This is a genomic window from Psychrobacter sp. TPE 89C (assembly GCF_055522395.1).
In genome coordinates, this window is record NZ_JBVFXW010000008.1 from 39,297 (window position 1) to 61,737 (window position 22,441).

Below are 22,441 nucleotides of genomic sequence, written 5' to 3' on the forward strand. Positions count from 1 at the left end.
GTAATCTCAATCTCTGCTTTGGTCTGATAACAGACTTATTCTTCGATAGTATTATAAAAGTTTTTGCATAAACTACGGCAAGTGGCGGATGATATCGCATCCGCCGTTATTTTTCAAGTATTAATTTAAATAGTAACAAAAACCTGAGGCTTTGTGATACTAAGTATTAACCCTGACGTTGCTTGTGGCGAGGTTCTGCTGTACAAATAATATGTACACGGCCTTTACGGCGCACAACTTTACAGCTACCACAAATCTTTTTAACTGATGCTTGAACTTTCATAGCATGCTCCTTGAAATATCGTACCGCTCATTTAAGATTGAGTGGGCGATTGAATTAACGTCTGATCATGATATTGATGGGTCATCAAATGCGCTTGAATCTGCGAGATGAAGTCCATTACCACAACCACCATAATCAGTAAAGACGTACCACCGAGTTGAAACGGCACACCAAACGATGACTGGACGACCATTGGCATTAAACAAATAACCGTCATATACATCGCGCCAATAAAGGTCAATCGGTTTAATACATGATCGAGGTAACGCTGAGTTTGTTGTCCTGGGCGAATACCTGGGATATACGCACCACTACGTTTAAGGTTTTCAGCTACTTCACGTGGGCTAAATACTAGCGCCGTATAAAAATAGCAGAAGAAAATAATCATTGCACCAAACAATACTAAATATAGCGGCTGTCCTGGAGACAATACTAACGCCATATTCTGTAATATTTTTTGTGTAAAGGTAGGATCGGTTGATTGACCAACCCACTGCCCTAAACTTGCTGGAAACAACAATAGAGAACTCGCAAAGATAGCGGGAATAACCCCTGCCATGTTTAGCTTCAACGGCAGATGAGACTGCTGCTGAGCATAAATTTTACGACCCTGTTGCTGCTTTTGTGCGTAGTTTACAGGAACACGGCGTTGAGCACGTTCAATATAAACAATGCCAGCAGTAACCGCGATACCTAGTAACACAAAAATAAATAGTACAATCAAGTTCATCTGACCTTGATTGACCTGTTCGATAGATTGCGAAATCATACCTGGCGTACCAGCCACAATGCTTGCAAAAATGAGCATTGAGATACCGTTACCTACACCACGCTCTGTAATCTGCTCACCAAGCCACATTAGGAACATAGCGCCTGCTACTAAAGAAGTAACAGCTGGAATATAGAAAGCAAGACCAGAAGATAAGGTAAGGTTTTGACTGATTAAGCCAGCACACATCCCTAATGACTGTACTAGGGCTAAGGCAAGCGTTCCCTGACGGGTATACTTGTTTAGCTTGCGTCGTCCCGCTTCACCTTCTTTTTTGAGGGCTTCAAGCGATGGCAATACCGCAGACATCATCTGTACAATAATCGATGCTGAGATATATGGCATAATACCAAGTGCCATAATAGACATACGCTCTAGTGCACCACCTGAGAACATATTAAACATGCTCAGAATGGTGTTTTCGTTGCGCGAAAACAGATCAGCCAAGTTAACCGGATTGATACCCGGTACTGGAATATGTGACCCTAAACGATAAACAATCAATGCGCCGATTAAGAATAATAAACGCGTCCATAATTCGTCATACTTGCGTATAAATGCAAATGGATTGAGCGGTATACCAGTCGATGACATTGATTGTTTTGACACGTTATTACTCCTCGATGCTACCACCAGCAGCTTCGATTGCTAGCTTAGCGCCTTTAGTCACTTTGATACCTTTAAAAGTATAAGCTTTAGTGACTTCGCCTGATAACATAACACGGGCACGCTTCATATCATGACGGATAAGGTTAGCAGCTTTAAGTGTTTCAATGCTAACAACATCGCCTTCAATTTGGTTTAGTTCAGACAGACGTACTTCAGCTGTCTTCATTGCCATTTTACTGGTAAAACCAAATTTAGGTAGACGACGATATAAAGGCATTTGACCACCTTCAAATCCTGAGCGTACGCTAGAACCTGAACGAGATTTCTGACCTTTTACACCACGACCACCAGTCTTACCAAGACCTGAACCGATACCACGACCACGACGTTGTGCAGTTTTCTTTGCACCAACACCTGGTGATAATTCATTTAATCTAAGACCCATTACGCTTCCTCCACTTTTACCATGTAGTTAACGCGATTTACCATACCACGAGTTGAAGGAGTATCTTCTACTTCAACAGTATGGTTAATACGGCGTAAACCCAATCCTTTCAAGCTCGCTTTGTGGCTCTTTAGGCGATGGGCACCCGATTTAAATTGAGTGACTTTCATTTTTTTCATCGTAACTCACCTAGTCTAAGTTAACCCAAGATTTCGTCTACAGATTTACCACGTTTAGCTGCCATCTTCTCTGGAGTTGACATATCACGTAAACCGTTAAACGTTGCGCGAACAACGTTAGCAGTATTGGTAGAACCATAACATTTAGTCAAAACATCTTTGACACCAGCAACTTCTAACACAGCACGCATTGCGCCACCAGCGATTACGCCAGTACCTTCAGATGCAGGCTGCATATAAACTTTACTAGCACCATGACGTGCTTTGATCGGATGATACAAAGTTGCATCATTTAGCTCAACAGTAATCATATTACGTTTGGCAGCTTCTAGTGCTTTTTGGATAGCAGCTGGCACTTCACGTGCTTTACCGCGACCAAAACCAACACGACCGTTACCATCACCCACTACAGTTAGTGCAGTGAAAGAGAAAATACGACCACCTTTAACAACTTTTGCAACACGATCAACGGTAACTAAGCGTTCTACTAGACCGTCAGTCTGTTCATTTTTATCATTTTTATCATTTCTAGCCATGATTAAAACTCCAATCCGTTCTCGCGAGCTGCTTCTGCTAAAGCTTTAACTCGACCATGATATTTGAAACCACTACGGTCAAAGGCAACTTTAGTGATACCAGCTGCTTTTGCGCGTTCTGCGATCAATTGGCCTACAGACGTTGCTGCATCAGCATTACCAGTAGCGCCTGAGCGCAAGCTGACGTCTAAGGTAGATGCCTGAGCAATCACTTCACCACCGTTCGGAGAGATAATCTGGGCATACATATGTTTTGGCGTGCGGTTAACCGTTAAGCGATGAACGCCTAAAAAACGGATATGCGCGCGGGTTTTCTTAGCTCGACGCAGACGAGCTGCTTTTTTATCAAACATTTCAACTCACCTTATTTTTTCTTGGCTTCTTTGCGAATCACATGCTCGTCACTATAACGAATACCTTTACCTTTATAAGGCTCAGGTGGGCGGAAACCACGGATGTTAGCCGCTGCTTGACCAAGCTGCTGCTTATTGTTTGATTTCAAAACAATTTCAGTTTGCGTTGGGGTTTCAGCTGACACACCTTCAGGTAACGTATACTCTACTGGATGAGAGTAACCAACGTTCAAAGTTACTTTGTTGCCAGTAACTTGTGCGCGGTAACCAACACCAATTAATTGAAGACGTTTTACAAAGCCTTCATTCACGCCCGTAACATAGTTGTTAAGCAGAGCGCGCATGGTGCCAGTGTGCATCATAGCTTCTTTTGAATCGACTGTAGGTGAGAAAATGATAGCATCATCTTCCTGTTTCAGCTCGACCAATGCATGCAGGCGTAAAGACAAATTGCCGTTCTTGCCTTTAACTTCGACCTGCCGATCGTTCAAAGTAACGCTTACGCCATTTGGCAGCGTCACTGGGGCTTTAGCCACACGAGACATAGGAATATTCCTTAAAAAATTAACTTCTTTATATTAGCGAAAAAACTAACAGGCTAAAAAGCGTGTTAGTTTAGCATAGTTGACCGCGTTAGACACCTACCAATGTTAAATAATTCATCATTACCACATTGATAGAAGCCCAACAGCGTCAAATAGACTTTATCGTCGTGTAACTTACGCTACAAATGCGACGATTTCACCACCGATACCAGCAGCGCGTGCAGCACGATCGCTCATGATACCTTGGCTAGTTGATACGATAGCAACACCCATACCTTGCTTAACAGTAGGGATAGCGTCTTTACCGCGGAACTGGCGTAAACCAGGACGGCTAAAACGTTGAATAGTTTCGATGACAGCACGGCCTTCGAAGTATTTTAGTTCAATAGTAAGGCTTGCTTTGTTGTTTGCTTCTTCAGTAACAACGGCACTAGCCACATAACCTTCGCTAACTAGCAAATCAGCAATTGATTTACGTAATTTAGAGCTCGGCATTGCTACCGATACTTTGTTAGCCATTTGTGCGTTACGAATACGGGTTAGCATATCCCCAACGGTATCTTGCATACTCATATAGTTACCCCTTACCAGCTTGCTTTACGAACACCAGGCACATCGCCTTGCATGACACGCTCACGCAGCATATTGCGTGATAAGCCAAACTTGCGGAAGTAACCGTGAGGACGACCGGTGATAGCACAACGATTGCGCAGACGTACTGGTGATGAGTTACGTGGAAGAGCTTGTAGCTCTAACATCGCTTCCATACGAGTTTCGTCACTTGCAGTCATATCACTGATAGTTTCTTTTAGCTTGATACGCTTATCAGCGTATTTAGCAACCATTTTTTCGCGCTTCAATTCGCGGTTAATCATGCTCTTCTTTGCCATAACGTCTTTACCTTATTTAAATGGGAAGCCGAATGCTTTAAGCAACGCACGACCTTCTTCATCAGATTGAGCTGACGTGGTGATTGTCACATCCATACCGCGGATACGATCAATCTTGTCAAAATCTACTTCTGGGAATACAATTTGTTCTTTGATACCCAATGAGTAGTTACCACGTCCGTCAAAGGCTTTAGGTGAAAAACCGCGGAAATCACGAATACGAGGAATTGCAATGGCAACGAGACGATCTAAAAATTCGTACATTTGCTCACCGCGTAGCGTTACTTTACAGCCAATTGGCCATTCTTCACGAATCTTAAAGCCAGCAACTGATTTACGCGCTTTGGTGACAACAGGTTTTTGACCGGCAATTGCAGTCATATCAGCTACAGCACCTTCAAGCAATTTCTTGTCTTGAGACGCACCGCCTACACCCATGTTAAGTGTGATTTTAGTGATTTTAGGCACTTGCATCACATTCGCCAAACCAAGCTCTTCTTGGATTTGCTGCTTTAATTTATCGTTATATAAAGATTTTAATCTTGCCATTACCATTACACCCTTAGTGTCTTACGCAGTCGCCACTACTTCACCGTTCGAACGATAGACGCGTTGTTTCTGGCCGTCTTCGCTGAACTGATAAGTAATACGATCAGCTTTTTGGGTTTGCGCATTTAATATTGCGACATTTGAAATATGTAGGAAAGCTTCTTGCTTAAGAATGCCGCCTTCAACGCCAGCTGCCTGATTTGGCTTCTGATGTTTAGTGACAATGTTAATGCCTTCTACTTTAATACGATCATTTTTTACAGCTTGTACAGTACCTTGCTTGCCTTTATCTTTACCAGCAATCACGATAACTGTATCGCCTTTACGTAATTTTGACATGGATTACCTCACAATACTTCTGGTGCTAGTGATACAATTTTCATAAACTGATCACCACGTAGTTCACGAGTTACCGGTCCAAAAATACGAGTTGCAATCGGTGCTTTGTTTTGGTTCAACAATACCGCAGCATTGTCGTCAAAACGTAACACAGAACCATCAGGACGACGAACGCCTTTTTTGGTACGTACAACTACAGCATTCATCACGTCGCCTTTTTTAACACGACCACGCGGAATGGCTTCTTTAACCGTTACTTTAATAATGTCGCCAACTGATGCATAACGACGATGAGAACCACCCAGTACTTTAATGCACTGAACTCGTCTTGCACCGCTATTGTCTGCAACTTCCAGCATTGACTCAACCTGAATCATAGCGTTACTCCACACGTATGAGCAATAAAAACCAGTTGCTGCCGCTAGCACAGTATGAGTAGACGGCATTGTAATATAAATAACCGCGACTTACTCTTAATGTGAGTGATATACGCTCGGCGCAATCAGCATCCTTAAAAAGGCGGATATTTTAACAGCTTCTGGCTTTTAATGCAATTTACTTAGATTTTTTCTACTTTTTCAACCACATCAACCAAAGTCCAAGACTTGGTTTTTGAGATTGGACGCGTTTCTTTGATACGGACAAGGTCGCCTTGTTGGCAAACGTTGTTCTCATCGTGTGCTTTGATTTTCGTAGAACGACGAAGCTGTTTGCCATATAGAGGATGACGAACCAGACGCTCAATCAAAACTGTGATGGACTTGTCCATCTTGTCGCTGACAACTCGTCCTGTCAATACGCTAGCATTGGTAGCTGTTTGATTGTTATCGCTCATGAGTCGCCTCGTTGTTTCTCGTTAATCAAAGTCTGAAGCTGTGCAATCGTACGACGATTGCCACGTACTTCATGGGTATTACCCAACTGACCAGTTGCTTTAGCCATACGAATACGGAAAGCATCAAGTTGCTTTTCATCAAGTAACTGGGTCAGTTCTTCTAATGATTTATCACGTAATTCACTGATCTTCATTACATTATCGTCCGCTTAACAATGGTAGTTTTAAAGGGCAATTTTGCTGCAGCAAGTATAAATGCTTCGCGAGCAAGCTCTTCTGAGACCCCTTCGATTTCATATAACACTTTACCAGGTTTGATTTCGCATACCCAATATTCGACTGGACCTTTACCTTTACCCATACGTACTTCTAATGGCTTATTGGTAATCGGTTTGTCAGGGAATACACGAATCCAAATCTTACCACCACGCTTAATTTTACGAGTGATGGTACGACGTGCTGCTTCAATTTGACGGGCAGTCATACGACCACGAGTCAAAGATTTTAGACCAATTTGTCCGAATGCAACGGTGCTTCCACGATGAGCTAGCCCAGTGTTACGACCTTTGTGCATTTTACGAAACTTGGTACGTTTTGGCTGTAACATAGTTTAACCTCTGTCTGAGTTTCGACGATTTCCGTTTCCACGACCACGGCGTTTTGGCGCACGGGCCTGCTCTTCTTTAACGGGATTATATACACTGTTCATACCGTCAAGGATTTCGCCACGGAAAATCCAAACTTTAACACCGATAGTGCCGTAAGTTGTCTCTGCACGTACTGACGAATAGTCAATATCAGCGCGGAGTGTATGCAGTGGCACACGACCTTCACGGTACCATTCAGTACGAGCAATCTCAGCACCGCCAAGACGGCCAGACAACTCAACTTTAATACCTTTAGCACCAGAACGCATGCTGTTCTGTACAGCGCGTTTCATCGCACGACGGAACATAACACGACGCTCAAGCTGGCTACTGATACCGTCTGCTACCAAACGTGCATCAAGATCAGGTGACGTGATTTCTTCAATGTTAACCTGAGCAGGTACGCCCATGATTTTGGTCAATTCTTTTTGAAGTCTTTCGATATCTTCGCCTTTTTTACCGATAACAATACCAGGACGCGCAGTGGCGATGGTAATCTTAGCAGCGCCAGTAGGACGCTCGATCATGATGTTGCTGATCATAGCGTTGTCTAGCTTTTTGCGTAGATATTCACGAACTCTAATGTCGTTGATTAGGTATTCTGAGTATTGTTTAGGGCTAGCATACCAGTTTGCGTTATGCTTTTTTACAACACCAAGACGAATTCCGATTGGATGTACTTTTTGACCCATAACTTATTCCCCTACCTTAATAGTGATGTGACAGGTACGCTTACTGATACGATCAGCGCGGCCTTTGGCACGTGGTAGGATACGTTTTAGCGTAATGCCTTCATCAACGTAGATAGTTGATACTTTAAGCGTATCGATATCTAGACCGTTGTTGTTTTCGGCATTGGCGATGGCTGAGTTAAGACATTTCTTAACAAACACAGCGCCTTTTTTATTACTATACGTTAGGATATCCAAAGCACGCTCGATAGATTTGCCACGAACTTCATCAGCAACGAGTCTAACTTTTTGTGCCGATATGGCGGCACCGCGTAATTTTGCAGTTACTTCCATGATAAGCACCTTATTTCTTAGCTTTTCTGTCAATGCCATGACCACGATACGTACGAGTCGGGGCAAATTCACCTAGTTTATGACCAACCATCTGTTCGCTCACGATAACCGGTACATGAGTACGGCCGTTGTGAACAGATAAAGTTAGGCCAACCATTTGTGGCAAAATCATCGAGCGGCGCGACCAAGTCTTAATTGGCTTGCGTGAGTTGGTGTCTAATGCATTCTCAACTTTAGCAAACAAATGCGCGTCTATGAATGGACCTTTTTTCAATGAACGAGGCATGAAATTCTTCCTTTATTTCTTCTTGGCGCGACGGCGGATGATCATGTTGTCAGTACGCTTATTGCTACGCGTTTTAAGTCCTTTAGACTTCTGACCCCAAGGGCTAGTTGGATGGCGACCTTTGTTACGACCTTCACCACCACCATGTGGGTGATCAACCGGGTTCATAGCGACACCACGAACTGAAGGACGAACACCACGCCAACGTGAAGCACCAGCTTTACCAAGTGATTTCAAGTTGTTTTCAGTGTTAGAAACTTCACCGATAACAGCACGGCAATTCACATGTACGCGACGAGTTTCGCCAGAACGCAAACGTAGAATAGCATAAATACCGTCACGACCTAATAACTGAACACTAGCACCCGCTGCGCGAGCCATCTGTGCACCTTTACCGATTTTAAGTTCGATATTGTGAATCACAGTACCCAATGGGATGTTTTTCAGTGGTAAACAGTTACCTGGACGGATTGGTGAAGTTTCACCTGACATTACTGTATCACCAACTGCTTGTTTTTTAGCAGCGATGATGTAACGGCGTTCGCCATCAGCGTACTTAAGTAATGCAATATGTGCAGTACGGTTAGGATCGTATTCAATACGCTCTACCGTGGCTGGGATATTGTCTTTAGTACGTTTGAAATCGATAATACGATAATGTTGCTTATGACCACCGCCAATGTGACGAGTAGTAATGCGGCCATTATTGTTACGACCACCGGTCTTGCTTTTTGATTCTAGAAGCGCTGCAAACGGACGACCTTTATAAAGGTGTGGATGCACTACTTTTTCAACAAAACGACGGCCTGGTGATGTTGGCTTTGCTCTTACGATAGGCATGAGTGTAATCCTTATTCGTTATTCGCTGTTTCACTAGTAGAAGCAGTCGTGTTCGCGACCTCTTCACCAGCATCAGCCATTTGTACATCTTGACCAGCTTTTAAGGTAACATAGGCTTTTTTGTAGTCATTACGACGGCCAATGCTTTTACCAAAACGCTTTGTCTTACCTTTAACGTTCAAAGTGTTTACTTTTAAAACTTCAACACCTTCAAACATCATCTCAACTGCTTTTTTAACTTCAAGCTTAGTAGCCTTAGAGTCAATTTTAAATACCTGCACACCAAGTGAGTCGCCAAGCATTTGAGATTTCTCTGAGAATACAGGTCCTCTTAGGATCTGATAAAGTCTTGCGTTATTCATGCTAGTGCTTCCTCAAATTGTTTCGCAGCTTCAACTGACATGATTACTTTGTCAAAAGCAATCAAGCTCACTGGGTCAACTTCACTTGTATCAAGTACGTTGACATGTGGAATGTTGCGAGCGGCTAAGTATAAGTTTTCGTCAACTTCTTTAGTGACGATCAATGCACGAGGTGCACCAAGCTCATTTAACTTTGCGATCAGCTCTTTGGTCTTAGGACCAGAAACGCTCAACTCTTCTACCAAAATCAGACGCTCTTGGCGAATCAATTCGGCTAGGATGCACTGCATCGCACCACGATACATCTTACGGTTTACTTTCTGTGACCAATCTTGTGGTTTGGCCGCAAATGCACGTCCGCCCCCACGCCAGATTGGGCTACGAATAGAACCCGCACGAGCGCGACCAGTACCTTTTTGGCGCCATGGCTTAATACCACCGCCAGAAACTTCGGCACGGGTTTTTTGTGCGCGTGTACCTTGGCGAGCACCAGCTAAATAAGCGGTGACGACTTGATGCACTAGTGCTTCGTTGAATTCACGACCAAATGCCGTATCAGAAAGCTCAACCGCAGCACCTGTAACTGTTTTTAAATCCACGTTAATCCCCTTGCTTAGGCTTTGACTGACGGACGTACGATAACATCGCCACCGGTGGCACCTGGGATAGCACCCTTGATGACAAGTAACCCTTTTTCGGCATCAACCGAAATCACTTCTAGGCCTTGAACGGTAACGCGTTTGTTACCCATCTGACCCGCCATCTTTTTGCCTTTGAATACTTTACCTGGTGACTGGTTCTGACCAGTTGAACCATGTGCACGATGAGATACTGAGTTACCATGAGTCGCATCTTGCATACTAAAGTTGTGACGCTTTACAGGACCCTGAAAACCTTTACCTTTACTGTTTCCTGTAACATCAACCATCTGACCTTGTTCGAATAAGTCAGCTAGAATCTCGCCACCAATTTCACGACCTTCAAGATCGCTTTCGTTGGCACGAAATTCCCAAACACCACGACCAGCGGCAACGCCAGCTTTAGCGAAGTGACCTTTTTGAGCTGCTGTTACGCGGCTGTCACGACGAGTACCTGTGGTGACTTGGATGGCTTGATAGCCATCTACATCAGTATTTTTTACTTGAGTAATGCGGTTAGCACTGATCTCAACCACTGTTACAGGGATAGATGCGCCTGCTTCAGTGAAGACACGGGTCATGCCGCATTTTTTACCGACTAAACCGATCGCCATTTTAGACCTCTTTATATCTTATATTAATGGGTTGGGTGTTTATGTGCATTAACCCAAAGCAATTTGAACGTCAACACCCGCCGCTAAATCAAGCTTCATTAGCGCATCCACAGTTTTATCGGTAGGTTGAACGATATCAACCATACGCTTATGAGTACGGATTTCGTACTGATCACGAGCGTCTTTGTTTACGTGTGGTGAAGTTAGAACGTTGAAGCGCTCAATGCGAGTCGGCAACGGTACAGGACCACAAACTTGCGCACCGGTGCGCTTTGCAGTATCAACAATCTCTTGTGCAGATTGATCAATCAGACGATGATCAAAAGACTTAAGACGGATACGGATTCTCTGGTTAGCCATGCCAGCAAGCTCCTAATATGTGCTTTTGTCATTCTTGCTTTGCAAAGATATGATCAAAAGCCGTTTGGTTAAATATTTACTTAAAGCTGCCTTCTGTTCTTAACCAGAATGAGTTCTTTATTGGAACTTATAGCCTGCTAAAAGCAAAATAGTTTAAAGCCCCACCAACCCTTCCATTATCGGATGTTAGTAGAGGCATAATGAAATAGTGCTAGAAACGATGCTCTAGCTGTCATAGCGCCAGCTGTTTGATTGGCTGCGCATATATAATTCAGTGGTGTATATTATACATAGTATTTCGTTCATTGCAAGGGCTATATCTATAGCGAATCCAGATATTACGCTTTATAAACAAAGCTATCTATTTCTAATAATTACCTTTATCTCTGTCAGCAGTAGCAAGGGTATCAATCCAAAACGATGTCGTATTGCTCTTGAGTGTAAAGATTTTCTACATCAAAAGTGATAACTCTACCTAATAAATACTCTAAATCTGCGACGGTGTCCGATTCTGAAGTTAATAGCAAGTCAATAACGGCTGCATGTGCCACCACGGTGAACTTTTTGGGAGAATTATAAGTACGGGCACAACGCATAATTTCACGGAATATCTCAAAACAGACCGTCTCGGCAGTTTTTACAAACCCACGACCTTGACAGGTTGAACATGGCTCACAAAGCTGCTGCCCTAGTGATTCCCGTGTGCGTTTACGGGTCATCTCTACCAAGCCAAGCTCACTGACTTGAGTAATCTTAGTTTTGGCATAATCTTGCGTGAGCTGTGATTGTAAGCTCTCGAGCACATCATCTTTATGCTGCTGTTCAAGCATATCAATAAAGTCCAAGATGATAATGCCACCTAGATTTCGTAGGCGCAACTGACGGGCAATGGCATGAGTGGCCTCTAGATTGGTTTTATAAACGGTGTCTTCTAAAGAGCGGCCACCAACGAAAGACCCTGTATTGACATCTATCGTCGTCATTGCTTCAGTCTGGTCGATAATGAGATAGCCACCCGACTTTAGGTCGACACGGCGCTTCAAAGCATCCTTTAAGTCATCTTCAACACGGTGTACATCAAAGAGTGATTGCTCAGCGGTATAATGTACGATTCGGTCATACACAAAAGGAACAAACTCTTTGGCAAAGTATCTGACTTGCTCATAGATTTGCGCATTATCAATGATAACTTTTTCGGTATCAGCATGTACCAAGTCTCGGATCGAGCGCAATGGTAACGCTAGCTCTTGATAAATCAGCTCTGAGCTTTGATGATGATTGATTTCTTGGCGACGGGCACAGATAGTACGCCAAAGCTGCAATAGGTAATAAATGTCTTCTTCGAGCTTATCAACAGGGACACGTTCAGCAGCAGTACGAGCAATCAATCCGCCTTTTAGGTTGACCGTCTGCATCAAGCTAGTCAGCTCAGTCTTTAGACGAGTACGTTCCTCTTCACCATCGATGCGCTGAGATATACCGATATGTTCGCTTGATGGCAGATAAACCAAGTAGCGTGACGGTAGTGATACATTGGTGGTTAAACGAGCGCCTTTGCTGCCCAATTGATCTTTTGTCACCTGTACTAAGATACGTTGGCTTTCGTGCAAACGATGCTGAATGAGTGTTTTAGAAGTCGGTATGACTTCCGTATTCTGAGTGTTGACTATCGGTAGTGTGACGTCCAAGTCATCAGTAGCACTTTCTATCGCGCCATTGGTTTGATTTTTGGCAGTGTCAGTCGCTTTCTTTACTGCACGAGGCTCACGCTGCATATCATTGACATGTAAGAATGCTGTGCGCGACTGCCCGATATCAACGAATGCTGCCTGCATTCCAGGTAGGACACGTACGACTGTACCTAGGTAAATATTACCCACCAACCCCAGTTTATGATGACGTTCAATATAAATCTCGCCCAAGATGCCGTTGTCTAGTACTGCGACACGGGACTCCATTGGACTAATATTAATCAGCAGCTCTTCGGACATAATGTTTTCTCTTATCTCTCAGCTTTCTTGTTAGACGTTCATCGCCTATTATCTTTATAGTGTAACAAATGCGACTTGCTCTCGCCCATTACTCTCACGTGTCATTATGTGCAGAGAGGTAACAACTGACTTCTCATGAATAAGCCGTCTCTACAAATTTTATCTTATCTATTTAGTCAACACTCGCATCGGTAAGCGTTTTAATTAATGCCAGCGTTTGCGAAAGCGGTAAACCAACAACATTGGTATAACTGCCATTGATACGGCTGACCCATGCCGCACCTAAGCCTTGTATACCATAACCACCTGCTTTATCAGCAGGCTCACCACTGTCCCAGTAGTCGCTCATCATCTGTACTGTCAGTGGAATAAAACTCACTTCTGTACGTTCAGTGATTTGCTGCTGCTTGATAATCTGGAAAGTTGGATTGTGCGTTGATACATTATGCGTTGATACATTATGCGTTGATACATCGTGCTCTGATGCTGTGGGCAACAGCTGTATGTGGGTTGCTTGAACCGCTGTCCATACTTCATGAACACTATCAGACATTTTCTGCCACATACTATAAGCGTGCTCGCGGTCAATTGGTTTGACCAAAACCGTTTTACCGTCTGGCAGTACACCAATGGTGTCAGACGTTAAAATGAGAATCTGCTCAGCAAGGTCGCTCTTAGTTGCATTGCCCGTCTCATTTAGCTTTTGTATCGCAGCCTCGGCTTTGGTGACGACCATACGCTCGATATAGTCTTTTGGCGATTCGTTATCATAGTGCGTTTCATCAATATCCACGCTCAAGATACTAAAATCCAGTTGCGCTCTTTCTAATAGCTCACGACGACGCGGCGAACCAGATGCTAAAACGATATCCATCGCAACTCTCTTTATATAAATTCATGTGTGTTTAATATTGAAAAATCTTATTGGTTATCATGTCAGAATCGGCCTAAACAAACCTTATTGCTATCGCTCCATGAGTCATGAACGAGCATTACTATTCATAGGTATTATTGTTCATAAGCACTGTTATTCATAAACGTAGTGATTAACGTGCAAACTTACGTAGCGTGAATAGAACCAGCGGCCAGCTCAGGATGCTCATTAATAATGATAGGGTGGCTTGAGTGACAAAAATATTTTGGATGAACATCTGTAGCATCCACAAGTTCAATTGAAAAACAATCAATCCAAAGCTGGCTACTAGCCATGCGCTAGCGGTGTTCATTTGTCTGATATATACACTGGTAATTTTGATGAAGAGAGCGACTACTACTGCAGCAAAGGCCTGCTCTCCCAAGTGGGTATCCATCAGTAGATCAGCAATAATACCGATGGTAAATGCCGTAAAGATGCCAACATAGCGCGGTTGAAACAACAACCAAAAAATCAGCACCATAATCATGACCATAGGACGCAGCGTGGCCATACTAGGGCTCAATGGATATACATTAAGTGATGAAGCAACGACGAAGCTTAGAATAATCGTAACAATGAGTACTACCGTTGCATTCTCAGAATCAGGATACGACATGAGTACTTACCTTAGCGGGTGTTAGCGGTGGCTATTAGAGCATAGCTAGGCATTAATGGGATGAACACTGTGATTGAGAATATACCGATACATAGGCTATTCGGTGGGTATCAATGAGTGAGTAGATAAATGATGCTTATCTAGCGCTCATCGAGAACAATATCATTGCTGTTGGCTCGTTTGTCTTGCAGAATGAGAACATACGCATTGTCAATAAAGTTAGCTGCTGGCGTGACTTCTATGCTTCTAAAGTTGTCCGCTTGTCCATCTTTGACATGAGCAACACGGCCAACACGGTAACCCGCTGGAATACGACCGCCGAGCCCTGACGAAACCAACTCGTCTCCCACACGCACGTCTGAGGTTTTGAATACGTAATCGAGACTCAATGACGTTGGTATCCCTTTTCCCGTAACGATAGCACGTTGGCCTGTGCGCTTGACAGTAACGGCAACTGATTGTTGTTCGTCAGTAATCAGTAGTAATCGACTGGTATTAGGATAAACATTAATAATTTGCCCTAAGATACCTTTTTCGTCAATAACCGTTTGCCCTACTTGCACACCATCTTGTGCGCCTTTATTGAGCATCACAATCTGTCTGAGCAAATTGGTATCCGTGCCGATAACTTGTGCAAGATTAAGATCAAACTGCTCAGGCTCGGTGGTCGAGAGAATACCTTGCAGGCGCGCGTTTTGTGCCAGAATATAATCTTGCTGCTGGAGCTTGGCTTGCGCGTGTATCAATTGAGACTTTAGCTGTATGTTTTCGCGGCGTAGCGCTTCTTTAGATTGCAAGCTTCCACTCGCCCAATGCTTGGCATAGCTCGGTAATAACGATAACTCATAAATAGGCTGCATAGCGGCATGGCTGGTATTACGTATTGGCTTAAACCATTCTGAGTTTTTGCTATCGAACCACATCAACACTAAGGCTACTATCAATACGATGGCAGTCTTGCGAAGTGCTAATGGCTGGCGCGCAAAAATACTTGGAATCATAAGTTGCCTAACTCAGAGGTGATAAAATAAGCGGTGGCCAGTACGGAATTCTAGCATTGAATAATGTGATTAAAGGTAGCGCAGCGGGCTACCTTTAATTTTATATCTTTAGAACCTGTTGCTTCATCTTAGCGATAACTAAGCACTGTGTACTATCAAAAATGATAGGACTTAGTTAATACAACTTAAACAAAAATCATGTTCAAGCTTTTGTTGTTAATAAAGTCAAGAGCAATACCGCCGCCACGGCTGACACAAGTCAGTGGATCTTCGGCAACTGTCACAGGTAGACCTGTTTCTCTTGAAATCAACTTGTCTAAATCACGTAATAAAGCGCCGCCACCCGTCAACACAATACCGCGCTCTGCGATATCCGATGACAGCTCAGGTGGGGTTTGCTCGAGCGCTGCTTTTACTGCACTAACGATACCACTCAATGGATCACTCAATGCTTTTTGTACTTCTTCTGAATTGACTATGAACGTTTTTGGCACGCCTTCTGCCATGCTACGACCACGGACTTCCACTTCTAACTGGCCCTCTTCATTCAGTGCAGAGCCTACTTCTTTTTTGATGCGTTCAGCTGTTGTCTCACCGATGACACAGCCGTGCGTACGGCGTACATGGGTAATGATCGCCTCATCAAACATATCGCCACCAATACGGATAGATTCAGCATAGACGCAACCAGACAGAGCGATAACAGCAATCTCAGTCGTGCCACCACCGATATCAACCACCATAGAACCACTGGCTTCATGAACTGGCATCCCCGCCCCAATCGCTGCCGCCATTGGCTCCTCTAGTAACAATACTTTACTAGCGCCTGCTGATGATACTGCCTCACGAATTGCTTTACGCTCAACTAAAGTAGACTTACAAGGTACGCAAACGACCACGTTAGGCTGCGCCATAAAACGCTTGGCTTTTACCTTCATGATAAAATGCTTAAGCATCTTTTGGGTCACTTCAAAGTCAGCAATCACACCGTCTTTTAGTGGGCGAATTGCCGTAATGTTGGAAGGTGTACGACCAAGCATCTGCTTGGCATCAACACCAACAGCAGCAACGGTAGGGTTTTGCGTACGATTACTTCGTAGCGCCACTACCGTAGGCTCGTCAAGTACGACACCTTTATTAGGAATAAAAATGAGGGTGTTCGCAGTACCGAGGTCGATAGCGATATTATTTGATAAAAATCCAAACAGGTTCATGACTAATATATCCAGCGTCTTACGAATGAGGCGAATGAGATTGACTGAGGTGTTACTCGTCAGTGTTGAGCAGGTCGTCGTTAGACATTACCTGAAGCGAAAGCTGAACATCGCAACAAGCCAAACCTAAGCAATAATGATGAAATGAAAAACTGGGCTAAATTATACCTATTTAGCTCAAAAAAAACACAGGTATTTGCATCAATAAGTAAGGATTTTAGTCTTAAACGCTAAAAATTGTTTCAAAGTTTGAAATAGTAGTCTCTACCATCTATCTTAATGAAACACCATCTAATTCAATAACTAACAAGCGCTCTACAGGCAGGTGATAATTTGCTTAGTAGCACAGGTACATACTGTAACGTATTTCAGAGCTTAATAGGTAAGCAATTGAGAATCAATCGTGAATTATTCAGTCAATTCTGCAAATCATTCCTTATTAGTTGATATTGTGCATCTATCAAGCGTCATGCTCTGTAAACTTGGGTCAGATGCTTTATAATAAGATAACTATATATCTGTCTTAGCGCTTACGTATTTTAGTTTTCGCAACCAACTACATCTAACAAAAACTGTCCTTCACTGGAGAAACTATGTCACAGCAGCCAACAACGTCTGACAGCAACGTCAGTCGTGAAGAAATCCTAGAAGTTGCCAGCCTTGCGCGTTTAGGCGTCGATGAGACTACGGCCGATAACTATGCCGACGACATCAGTAAAGTACTAAAGCTTATGCATACGCTTGCTAATGTGGATACCACTGATATCAAACCATTATCGAACATCCATGAAGCCTGCCAAGAGCTGCGTGTCGATGTGGCCAAACATGATATCAACCGCGAACGCAATCAATCGGTCGCGCCAGCCGTTGAAGACGGTTTGTATCTGGTACCACAAGTGATTGAATAAGCGGTCGGTTATTTCTCTTCCTTTATTTCATTCGATTTTATGTTATTAACATTTTGACGGACGACACCTTATGTCTGAACTTCATTTATTAAGTACCCAGCAGCTTATTACGGGCTTACAAGACAAACAATTTAGTAGCCTTGAGCTAACAGAACACTATATCAAGCGTATCGATGCGCTAGACAGCAAGATTAACAGCTTTATCACTCACACCTCTGAGACAGCACGCGCGCAAGCAAAAGCGGCAGATGAAATGCGTGCACAAGGCGATCAGCGTCCACTACTCGGCGTCCCTATGGCGCATAAAGACATCTTTTGTACCCAAGGCGTGCTAACGACTTGTGGCTCAAAGATGCTGCATAACTTTGTGTCGCCTTATGATGCAACTATCGTCTCGAATATCGACAAAGCAGGCATGATTAGCTTGGGTAAGCTCAACATGGATGAGTTTGCGATGGGCTCAGACAATAGCAGCTCATACTACGGCACGGTACAGAATCCTTGGAATCTAGATCGCGTCCCTGGTGGCTCGTCAGGTGGTAGTGCTGCCGCCGTTGCCGCTGGTTTCGTCCCTGTCGCGACTGGTAGTGATACTGGTGGATCTATTCGTCAGCCAGCTTCATTCTGCGGCCTAACGGGTATCAAGCCTACTTATGGCCGCGTATCACGCTTTGGTATGATTGCCTACGCTTCAAGTTTGGATCAAGCTGGTAGCATGGGACGCAGCGCTAAAGATTGTGCTTACCTGCTACAGCCAATGATTGGTCATGATCCACGCGATGCGACTTCGATCAAATACGACATGCCTGACTATGTACAAGACATTAACGATGCAGAAGCCGCTGCTGGTGATAAGCCATTTGCTGGCTTGCGTATTGGCGTGGCCAAAGAATACTTTGGTACTGGCCTTGATAGCGAAGTTGAACAAGCAGCACGTGCGGCTCTGAAAAAATATGAAGAGCTGGGCGCGACCATTGTAGAAGTGAACATCACTGATCCTGAAATCACGCTTGCGACTTATTATATGCTAGCCCCTGCCGAAGCATCATCGAACCTATCACGATTCGATGGCGTACGCTTTGGCTATCGCTGTGAAAACCCAACTGATCTTATCGATCTATACACGCGCTCACGCTCTGAAGGCTTTGGCCCTGAAGTACAGCGTCGTATCTTGACTGGAACTTATGCGTTATCTGCTGGTTACTTCGATGCTTACTATACCAAAGCACAGAAAATTCGCCGCTTAATCGTCAAAGACTTTGATGAAGCGTTTGCGAGCTGTGATGTGATTGCCAGTCCAACCGCACCAACTGCTGCTTACAAGCTCAGTGATAATCTTGACCCTGCGACCATGTACTTAGGTGACGTTTATACCATCGCGGTCAACTTAGCGGGTCTGCCTGCGCTCAGCCAACCAGTTGGTCTGACCTCAGACGGTCTACCAATTGGATTGCAATTAATCGGTAAGCATTGGCAAGAGAGTCAACTGCTCACGACAGCGCATCTGTTCCAGCAGCATACGGATCATCATCTACAGCACTCTGCCATCGCAAAGGAGACGGTATAATGAATACAGCAACTACTAATGATAACAATGCCGTCCGCGAGCACGCTGTTCGTAAAGAGCTGTTCGTTGATGGCTATGAAGTCGTCATCGGCATCGAGATTCACTGCCAGCTTAATACTGAAAGTAAAATATTCTCAAGCGCGCCGACTGACTTCGGTCATGAGCCAAACAGCCAAGCCAGTATCGTTGACTTGGGTCTACCTGGCGTATTGCCAGTACTAAATGCTGGCGTGGTCGATCGTGCCTTAAAATTCGGTATCGGCGTCAACGCTGAGTTAGGTCTATTTAATACGTTTGACCGCAAAAATTACTTTTACCCTGACTTGCCGAAAGGCTATCAAATCACTCAGATGGCCAATCCTATCGTGGGTGAAGGTTACATCGATGTCGTGGTCAATGAAGGGGATAAGAACGAATACCCTAAACGTATGGGTATCACCCGCGCGCATTTAGAAGAAGATGCTGGTAAATCAGTACATGATGCCGTCGATGGTATGACTGGCGTCGATCTCAACCGTGCTGGTACGCCGCTGATTGAAATCGTCTCTGAGCCTGATATGCGCTCTGCTCATGAAGCCCTTGCCTACATTAAAGCGATTCATCAGTTGGTCACTTGGCTGGGTATTTCTGACGCTATCATGGCAGAAGGCTCGTTCCGCTGCGATTGTAACGTCTCTGTGCGCAGACCAGGTGATGAGCTTGGTACGCGTACTGAGCTAAAGAACTTAAACTCGTTCCGCTTTATCGAACGCGCCATCAATCGTGAAATCGAGCGTCAAATCGATATCTTAGAGGACGGTGGCAAAGTCGTTCAAGCGACGATGCTGTATGATCCAGAGCGCGATGAAACTCGCACCATGCGTACCAAAGAAGATGCCAACGACTATCGCTACTTCCCTGATCCTGACCTGCTACCTGTCCGCATCGAGCAGCATACGGTTGATGCGATTAAAGCCGCCATGCCTGAGCTCCCAGTTGCCCGTCGTGCGCGTTTTGAAGAAGCACTTGGTCTATCAGAATATGATGCTCGTATCTTAACTGGTAGTCGTCAAATTGCTGATTACTTCGAAGCAGTCGTCGCAGAAGTTGGTCAATCAGATGCCAAAATGGCTGGCAACTGGGTCATGGGCGATTTGCTTGGCGCGCTGAATAAAGACGACAAAGACATCGTCGACTCCCCTATCAGCGCCAAGCAATTGGCAGGTATGCTGAAACGCATCAAAGACGACACGCTATCTGGCAAACTGGCTAAGAAGGTCTTTAGTGCTCTATACGAGCGTGAATGCGGCGATGCTGATGACGCAGCCGATAAGATCATCGAAGATAAAGGCCTCAAGCAAGAAACAGACACTGGCGCTATCAAAGCCATCGTTGAAGACGTCATTGGGAAAAATCAAGCAATGGTTGATGAGTATCGTGGCGGTAAAGAAAAAGCCTTTAACGGTCTAGTCGGTCAAGTTATGAAAGCCAGTCGCGGTAGTGCCAATCCACAACAAGTGAACCAAATCCTAAAAGAGTTATTGGGTTAAGGTAAACGACTAAATGGCTATGCTGATGGCTATACGTGAAATTGCGCAATAGAGTTTGGGCAAAATAAATAGCTCTTGCAATATGTGCAATTTTGCGTAAAATAGTCAGTCACTCGGGGCGTAGCGCAGTCTGGTAGCGCACTACACTGGGGGTGTAGTGGTCGCAGGTTCAAATCCTGCCGTTCCGACCAAACATAGTAGTAAAGAGAAAAGCCAATCATTGTTTTCAATGGTTGGCTTTTTTTTGTGCTAAATTTGGCTAGTGATTGTATGATGTATTAAGCAGATAACTGATAGAAATTTGTGCAAGGCTAGGGTTGATTAGATAAAGTGCAGCTATTTACACCCTTATGCCGTCACTGCCTTGCACCTACTTTGATTTAAAGGTATAGAGGTGTGATATATGAAGGGTGTCTATAAAGATGTTAACTATTACTCTCAGTTTAATAATTGCGATAATATCAAAAATAATTTTGATTATTTGACTGTGGCAGAAGCAGCTATTCTATGGTGTGGAATCCCTAGAAGTGACTTAGCTTTTGAGTTAGCTCAATGCGTTCGCAAAGGAGATGGAAATGCCTTATCAAGAAATATTATGAAGCACCCATATGTTCAATGCGTTGAACCTAGATGCGAATTGCTACATAAAGCTTTTGATGATGGTAAGTTGAAAATGGGTAGAGATGGTGACAAAGGAGATTATATAAATGGCGAAAAGGAGAAAGAAGCAGCTGGTTATATGAGTGGCGGTATAGGACACATAAGCCCTGATAGACGCACTATAAAAATTAATGATTTAAAGGAATTTATTGTAGAGTATCACGCTGATGATATGCCTAAAACGTTATTTTCCGATATTGATATTCATAAGCTAAAGCCGATTACACATGATGACTATTCAGCTTTACTGGCTAAAAATAAAGCCTTGGAAGCACGCTTAGAAAAAGCCACAGGAGTTTATTACAGCCAGCGTGATGAAATAGATTCATTAAACAAGACTCTACAATCTCAATCAGCTATTACTCAAGATGATATAACGCAAGCAAGCGTTTATCAGCTAATCAATACTATGAAAAGACTATTATTAAACAGTGAAATAACTGAAAGCTTATTTGTGAATAAAGACAATACCAATGCTGGCAAGCAACCAACACAAAGTATGCTTGTTAATCACATAGCCGATATGAACATCAAAACTTTGAGCGAAAGAACTATTAACGGAATACTTGCTAAGGCAAACAAAATCTGACAGGTTTTGCAATTTTGATATTGCAGCTTGCAATGACCCTAGCACTTCCATCCCCTAACATAGACCATGTAAGCCGTATCAATCAAGTTACGGTAAATAATGACCCAGAAAGATCACACCCCACTTAATCTAGAACAACAGCCACCGCATAACGTGCCTAGCAACTTATCCAAATGGCTACTGCCAATATTAAAAACGGTACTTAGCATCCTATTACCTTACTTGCTATCACCGCCTGATATCAGCATTCACATTCATCATATTAATATCATGTTTTAAAGCCAAAAAGCTGAGCACTACCCTAGCCGATACTCGTATCCTATAGACTTTTATAGAGCGAGCCGTT

33 protein-coding genes and 1 tRNA gene are annotated in these 22,441 nt (G+C 43.7%); 6 read left to right on the top strand and 28 right to left on the bottom strand.

Going from position 1 to position 22,441, the window contains the following annotated elements; genetic code table 11:
* Positions 1 to 166 precede the first annotated feature (166 nt).
* The 28 genes from rpmJ to ACZW67_RS04415 form a co-directional block, all read right to left on the bottom strand.
* Complete coding sequence (gene rpmJ, locus ACZW67_RS04280; protein ID WP_010196721.1) at positions 167 to 283, bottom strand: 50S ribosomal protein L36; 117 nt, start codon at positions 281 to 283, stop codon at positions 167 to 169.
* 31 nt (positions 284 to 314) lie between these two features.
* On the bottom strand, positions 315 to 1,646 hold the full coding sequence (gene secY / locus ACZW67_RS04285; protein ID WP_465182312.1) for a preprotein translocase subunit SecY: 1,332 nt from the start codon (positions 1,644 to 1,646) through the stop codon (positions 315 to 317).
* Positions 1,647 to 1,665: 19 nt separating this feature from the next.
* Positions 1,666 to 2,106, bottom strand: coding sequence for a 50S ribosomal protein L15 (rplO, locus tag ACZW67_RS04290; protein ID WP_110923952.1), 441 nt, complete (start codon positions 2,104 to 2,106; stop codon positions 1,666 to 1,668).
* Complete coding sequence (gene rpmD, locus ACZW67_RS04295) at positions 2,106 to 2,285, bottom strand: 50S ribosomal protein L30 (RefSeq protein ID WP_010196714.1); 180 nt, start codon at positions 2,283 to 2,285, stop codon at positions 2,106 to 2,108. The genes rplO and rpmD overlap by 1 nt, the downstream gene beginning before the upstream one ends.
* 20 nt (positions 2,286 to 2,305) lie before the next feature.
* Positions 2,306 to 2,821, bottom strand: a complete 516-nt coding sequence (gene rpsE, locus ACZW67_RS04300) for a 30S ribosomal protein S5 (RefSeq protein ID WP_010196711.1) — start codon at positions 2,819 to 2,821, stop codon at positions 2,306 to 2,308.
* A 2-nt stretch (positions 2,822 to 2,823) separates the two neighbouring features.
* Positions 2,824 to 3,174 carry a 50S ribosomal protein L18 gene (gene rplR, locus ACZW67_RS04305; RefSeq protein WP_465182279.1) on the bottom strand — a complete coding sequence of 117 codons (351 nt, stop codon included), beginning with the start codon at positions 3,172 to 3,174 and terminating at the stop codon, positions 2,824 to 2,826.
* 11 nt (positions 3,175 to 3,185) lie between these two features.
* Positions 3,186 to 3,719 (bottom strand): 50S ribosomal protein L6, encoded by a 534-nt coding sequence (rplF, locus tag ACZW67_RS04310; protein ID WP_201548773.1) that lies wholly within the window; start codon positions 3,717 to 3,719, stop codon positions 3,186 to 3,188.
* A 174-nt stretch (positions 3,720 to 3,893) separates the two neighbouring features.
* A complete protein-coding gene (gene rpsH, locus ACZW67_RS04315) occupies positions 3,894 to 4,292 on the bottom strand; it encodes a 30S ribosomal protein S8 (protein WP_110923949.1) in 399 nt (132 codons plus the stop codon).
* Positions 4,293 to 4,303: 11 nt separating this feature from the next.
* Complete coding sequence (gene rpsN / locus ACZW67_RS04320) at positions 4,304 to 4,609, bottom strand: 30S ribosomal protein S14 (protein WP_021813378.1); 306 nt, start codon at positions 4,607 to 4,609, stop codon at positions 4,304 to 4,306.
* Positions 4,610 to 4,621: 12 nt separating this feature from the next.
* Complete coding sequence (gene rplE, locus ACZW67_RS04325) at positions 4,622 to 5,158, bottom strand: 50S ribosomal protein L5 (protein WP_110923948.1); 537 nt, start codon at positions 5,156 to 5,158, stop codon at positions 4,622 to 4,624.
* Between the two features lie 21 nt (positions 5,159 to 5,179).
* A complete protein-coding gene (rplX, locus tag ACZW67_RS04330) occupies positions 5,180 to 5,497 on the bottom strand; it encodes a 50S ribosomal protein L24 (RefSeq protein WP_110923947.1) in 318 nt (105 codons plus the stop codon).
* An 8-nt stretch (positions 5,498 to 5,505) separates the two neighbouring features.
* Positions 5,506 to 5,874 carry a 50S ribosomal protein L14 gene (gene rplN, locus ACZW67_RS04335; protein ID WP_010196702.1) on the bottom strand — a complete coding sequence of 123 codons (369 nt, stop codon included), beginning with the start codon at positions 5,872 to 5,874 and terminating at the stop codon, positions 5,506 to 5,508.
* Positions 5,875 to 6,056: 182 nt separating this feature from the next.
* Positions 6,057 to 6,332: a 30S ribosomal protein S17 gene (gene rpsQ / locus ACZW67_RS04340; protein ID WP_021813375.1), complete on the bottom strand. Its 276-nt coding sequence runs from the start codon at positions 6,330 to 6,332 to the stop codon at positions 6,057 to 6,059.
* On the bottom strand, positions 6,329 to 6,526 hold the full coding sequence (gene rpmC, locus ACZW67_RS04345) for a 50S ribosomal protein L29 (RefSeq protein ID WP_110923946.1): 198 nt from the start codon (positions 6,524 to 6,526) through the stop codon (positions 6,329 to 6,331). Before rpmC ends, rpsQ begins: the two co-directional genes overlap by 4 nt.
* A complete protein-coding gene (rplP, locus tag ACZW67_RS04350; RefSeq protein WP_110923945.1) occupies positions 6,526 to 6,939 on the bottom strand; it encodes a 50S ribosomal protein L16 in 414 nt (137 codons plus the stop codon). Before rplP ends, rpmC begins: the two co-directional genes overlap by 1 nt.
* A 3-nt stretch (positions 6,940 to 6,942) precedes the next feature.
* A complete protein-coding gene (gene rpsC / locus ACZW67_RS04355) occupies positions 6,943 to 7,671 on the bottom strand; it encodes a 30S ribosomal protein S3 (protein ID WP_110923944.1) in 729 nt (242 codons plus the stop codon).
* Between the two features lie 3 nt (positions 7,672 to 7,674).
* Positions 7,675 to 8,004 carry a 50S ribosomal protein L22 gene (gene rplV, locus ACZW67_RS04360; protein WP_010196689.1) on the bottom strand — a complete coding sequence of 110 codons (330 nt, stop codon included), beginning with the start codon at positions 8,002 to 8,004 and terminating at the stop codon, positions 7,675 to 7,677.
* 10 nt (positions 8,005 to 8,014) lie between these two features.
* Complete coding sequence (rpsS, locus tag ACZW67_RS04365) at positions 8,015 to 8,290, bottom strand: 30S ribosomal protein S19 (protein WP_021813372.1); 276 nt, start codon at positions 8,288 to 8,290, stop codon at positions 8,015 to 8,017.
* A 12-nt stretch (positions 8,291 to 8,302) separates the two neighbouring features.
* Positions 8,303 to 9,130, bottom strand: a complete 828-nt coding sequence (gene rplB / locus ACZW67_RS04370; protein WP_110923943.1) for a 50S ribosomal protein L2 — start codon at positions 9,128 to 9,130, stop codon at positions 8,303 to 8,305.
* Between the two features lie 11 nt (positions 9,131 to 9,141).
* Entirely contained in the window at positions 9,142 to 9,492 is a 351-nt protein-coding gene (gene rplW, locus ACZW67_RS04375) for a 50S ribosomal protein L23 (RefSeq protein WP_011279789.1), read from the bottom strand.
* Positions 9,489 to 10,091 carry a 50S ribosomal protein L4 gene (gene rplD / locus ACZW67_RS04380; RefSeq protein ID WP_110923942.1) on the bottom strand — a complete coding sequence of 201 codons (603 nt, stop codon included), beginning with the start codon at positions 10,089 to 10,091 and terminating at the stop codon, positions 9,489 to 9,491. The genes rplW and rplD overlap by 4 nt, the downstream gene beginning before the upstream one ends.
* A 14-nt stretch (positions 10,092 to 10,105) precedes the next feature.
* Positions 10,106 to 10,744 (bottom strand): 50S ribosomal protein L3, encoded by a 639-nt coding sequence (gene rplC / locus ACZW67_RS04385; RefSeq protein WP_110923941.1) that lies wholly within the window; start codon positions 10,742 to 10,744, stop codon positions 10,106 to 10,108.
* A 48-nt stretch (positions 10,745 to 10,792) separates the two neighbouring features.
* Entirely contained in the window at positions 10,793 to 11,104 is a 312-nt protein-coding gene (gene rpsJ, locus ACZW67_RS04390; protein ID WP_010196670.1) for a 30S ribosomal protein S10, read from the bottom strand.
* Between the two features lie 407 nt (positions 11,105 to 11,511).
* Positions 11,512 to 13,095 carry a ribonuclease G gene (gene rng, locus ACZW67_RS04395; RefSeq protein WP_110923940.1) on the bottom strand — a complete coding sequence of 528 codons (1,584 nt, stop codon included), beginning with the start codon at positions 13,093 to 13,095 and terminating at the stop codon, positions 11,512 to 11,514.
* 172 nt (positions 13,096 to 13,267) lie between these two features.
* On the bottom strand, positions 13,268 to 13,969 hold the full coding sequence (locus ACZW67_RS04400) for a Maf family protein (protein WP_465182280.1): 702 nt from the start codon (positions 13,967 to 13,969) through the stop codon (positions 13,268 to 13,270).
* A gap of 172 nt (positions 13,970 to 14,141) precedes the next feature.
* Positions 14,142 to 14,627: a rod shape-determining protein MreD gene (gene mreD / locus ACZW67_RS04405; protein WP_465182281.1), complete on the bottom strand. Its 486-nt coding sequence runs from the start codon at positions 14,625 to 14,627 to the stop codon at positions 14,142 to 14,144.
* A gap of 140 nt (positions 14,628 to 14,767) precedes the next feature.
* Positions 14,768 to 15,628 (bottom strand): rod shape-determining protein MreC, encoded by an 861-nt coding sequence (mreC, locus tag ACZW67_RS04410; protein WP_465182282.1) that lies wholly within the window; start codon positions 15,626 to 15,628, stop codon positions 14,768 to 14,770.
* 185 nt (positions 15,629 to 15,813) lie between these two features.
* The gene (locus ACZW67_RS04415) at positions 15,814 to 16,851 is read right to left on the bottom strand and encodes a rod shape-determining protein (RefSeq protein WP_465182313.1); all 1,038 of its coding nucleotides are present in this window, start codon (positions 16,849 to 16,851) and stop codon (positions 15,814 to 15,816) included.
* Positions 16,852 to 17,435: 584 nt separating this feature from the next.
* Between ACZW67_RS04415 and gatC the strand changes: the two genes are divergently transcribed.
* The 6 genes from gatC (at position 17,436) to ACZW67_RS04445 (ending at position 22,374) form a co-directional block, all read left to right on the top strand.
* Positions 17,436 to 17,750, top strand: a complete 315-nt coding sequence (gene gatC, locus ACZW67_RS04420) for an Asp-tRNA(Asn)/Glu-tRNA(Gln) amidotransferase subunit GatC (RefSeq protein WP_110923936.1) — start codon at positions 17,436 to 17,438, stop codon at positions 17,748 to 17,750.
* Positions 17,751 to 17,820: 70 nt separating this feature from the next.
* Positions 17,821 to 19,317: an Asp-tRNA(Asn)/Glu-tRNA(Gln) amidotransferase subunit GatA gene (gatA, locus tag ACZW67_RS04425; protein WP_465182283.1), complete on the top strand. Its 1,497-nt coding sequence runs from the start codon at positions 17,821 to 17,823 to the stop codon at positions 19,315 to 19,317.
* The gene (gene gatB, locus ACZW67_RS04430; RefSeq protein WP_465182284.1) at positions 19,317 to 20,846 is read left to right on the top strand and encodes an Asp-tRNA(Asn)/Glu-tRNA(Gln) amidotransferase subunit GatB; all 1,530 of its coding nucleotides are present in this window, start codon (positions 19,317 to 19,319) and stop codon (positions 20,844 to 20,846) included. The genes gatA and gatB overlap by 1 nt, the downstream gene beginning before the upstream one ends.
* Before the next feature lie 114 nt (positions 20,847 to 20,960).
* Positions 20,961 to 21,037, top strand: a tRNA-Pro gene (locus ACZW67_RS04435).
* A gap of 212 nt (positions 21,038 to 21,249) precedes the next feature.
* Positions 21,250 to 22,095 carry a hypothetical protein gene (locus tag ACZW67_RS04440; RefSeq protein ID WP_465182285.1) on the top strand — a complete coding sequence of 282 codons (846 nt, stop codon included), beginning with the start codon at positions 21,250 to 21,252 and terminating at the stop codon, positions 22,093 to 22,095.
* A gap of 99 nt (positions 22,096 to 22,194) precedes the next feature.
* Entirely contained in the window at positions 22,195 to 22,374 is a 180-nt protein-coding gene (locus ACZW67_RS04445; RefSeq protein WP_465182286.1) for a hypothetical protein, read from the top strand.
* The last annotated feature ends 67 nt before the right edge of the window (positions 22,375 to 22,441 follow it).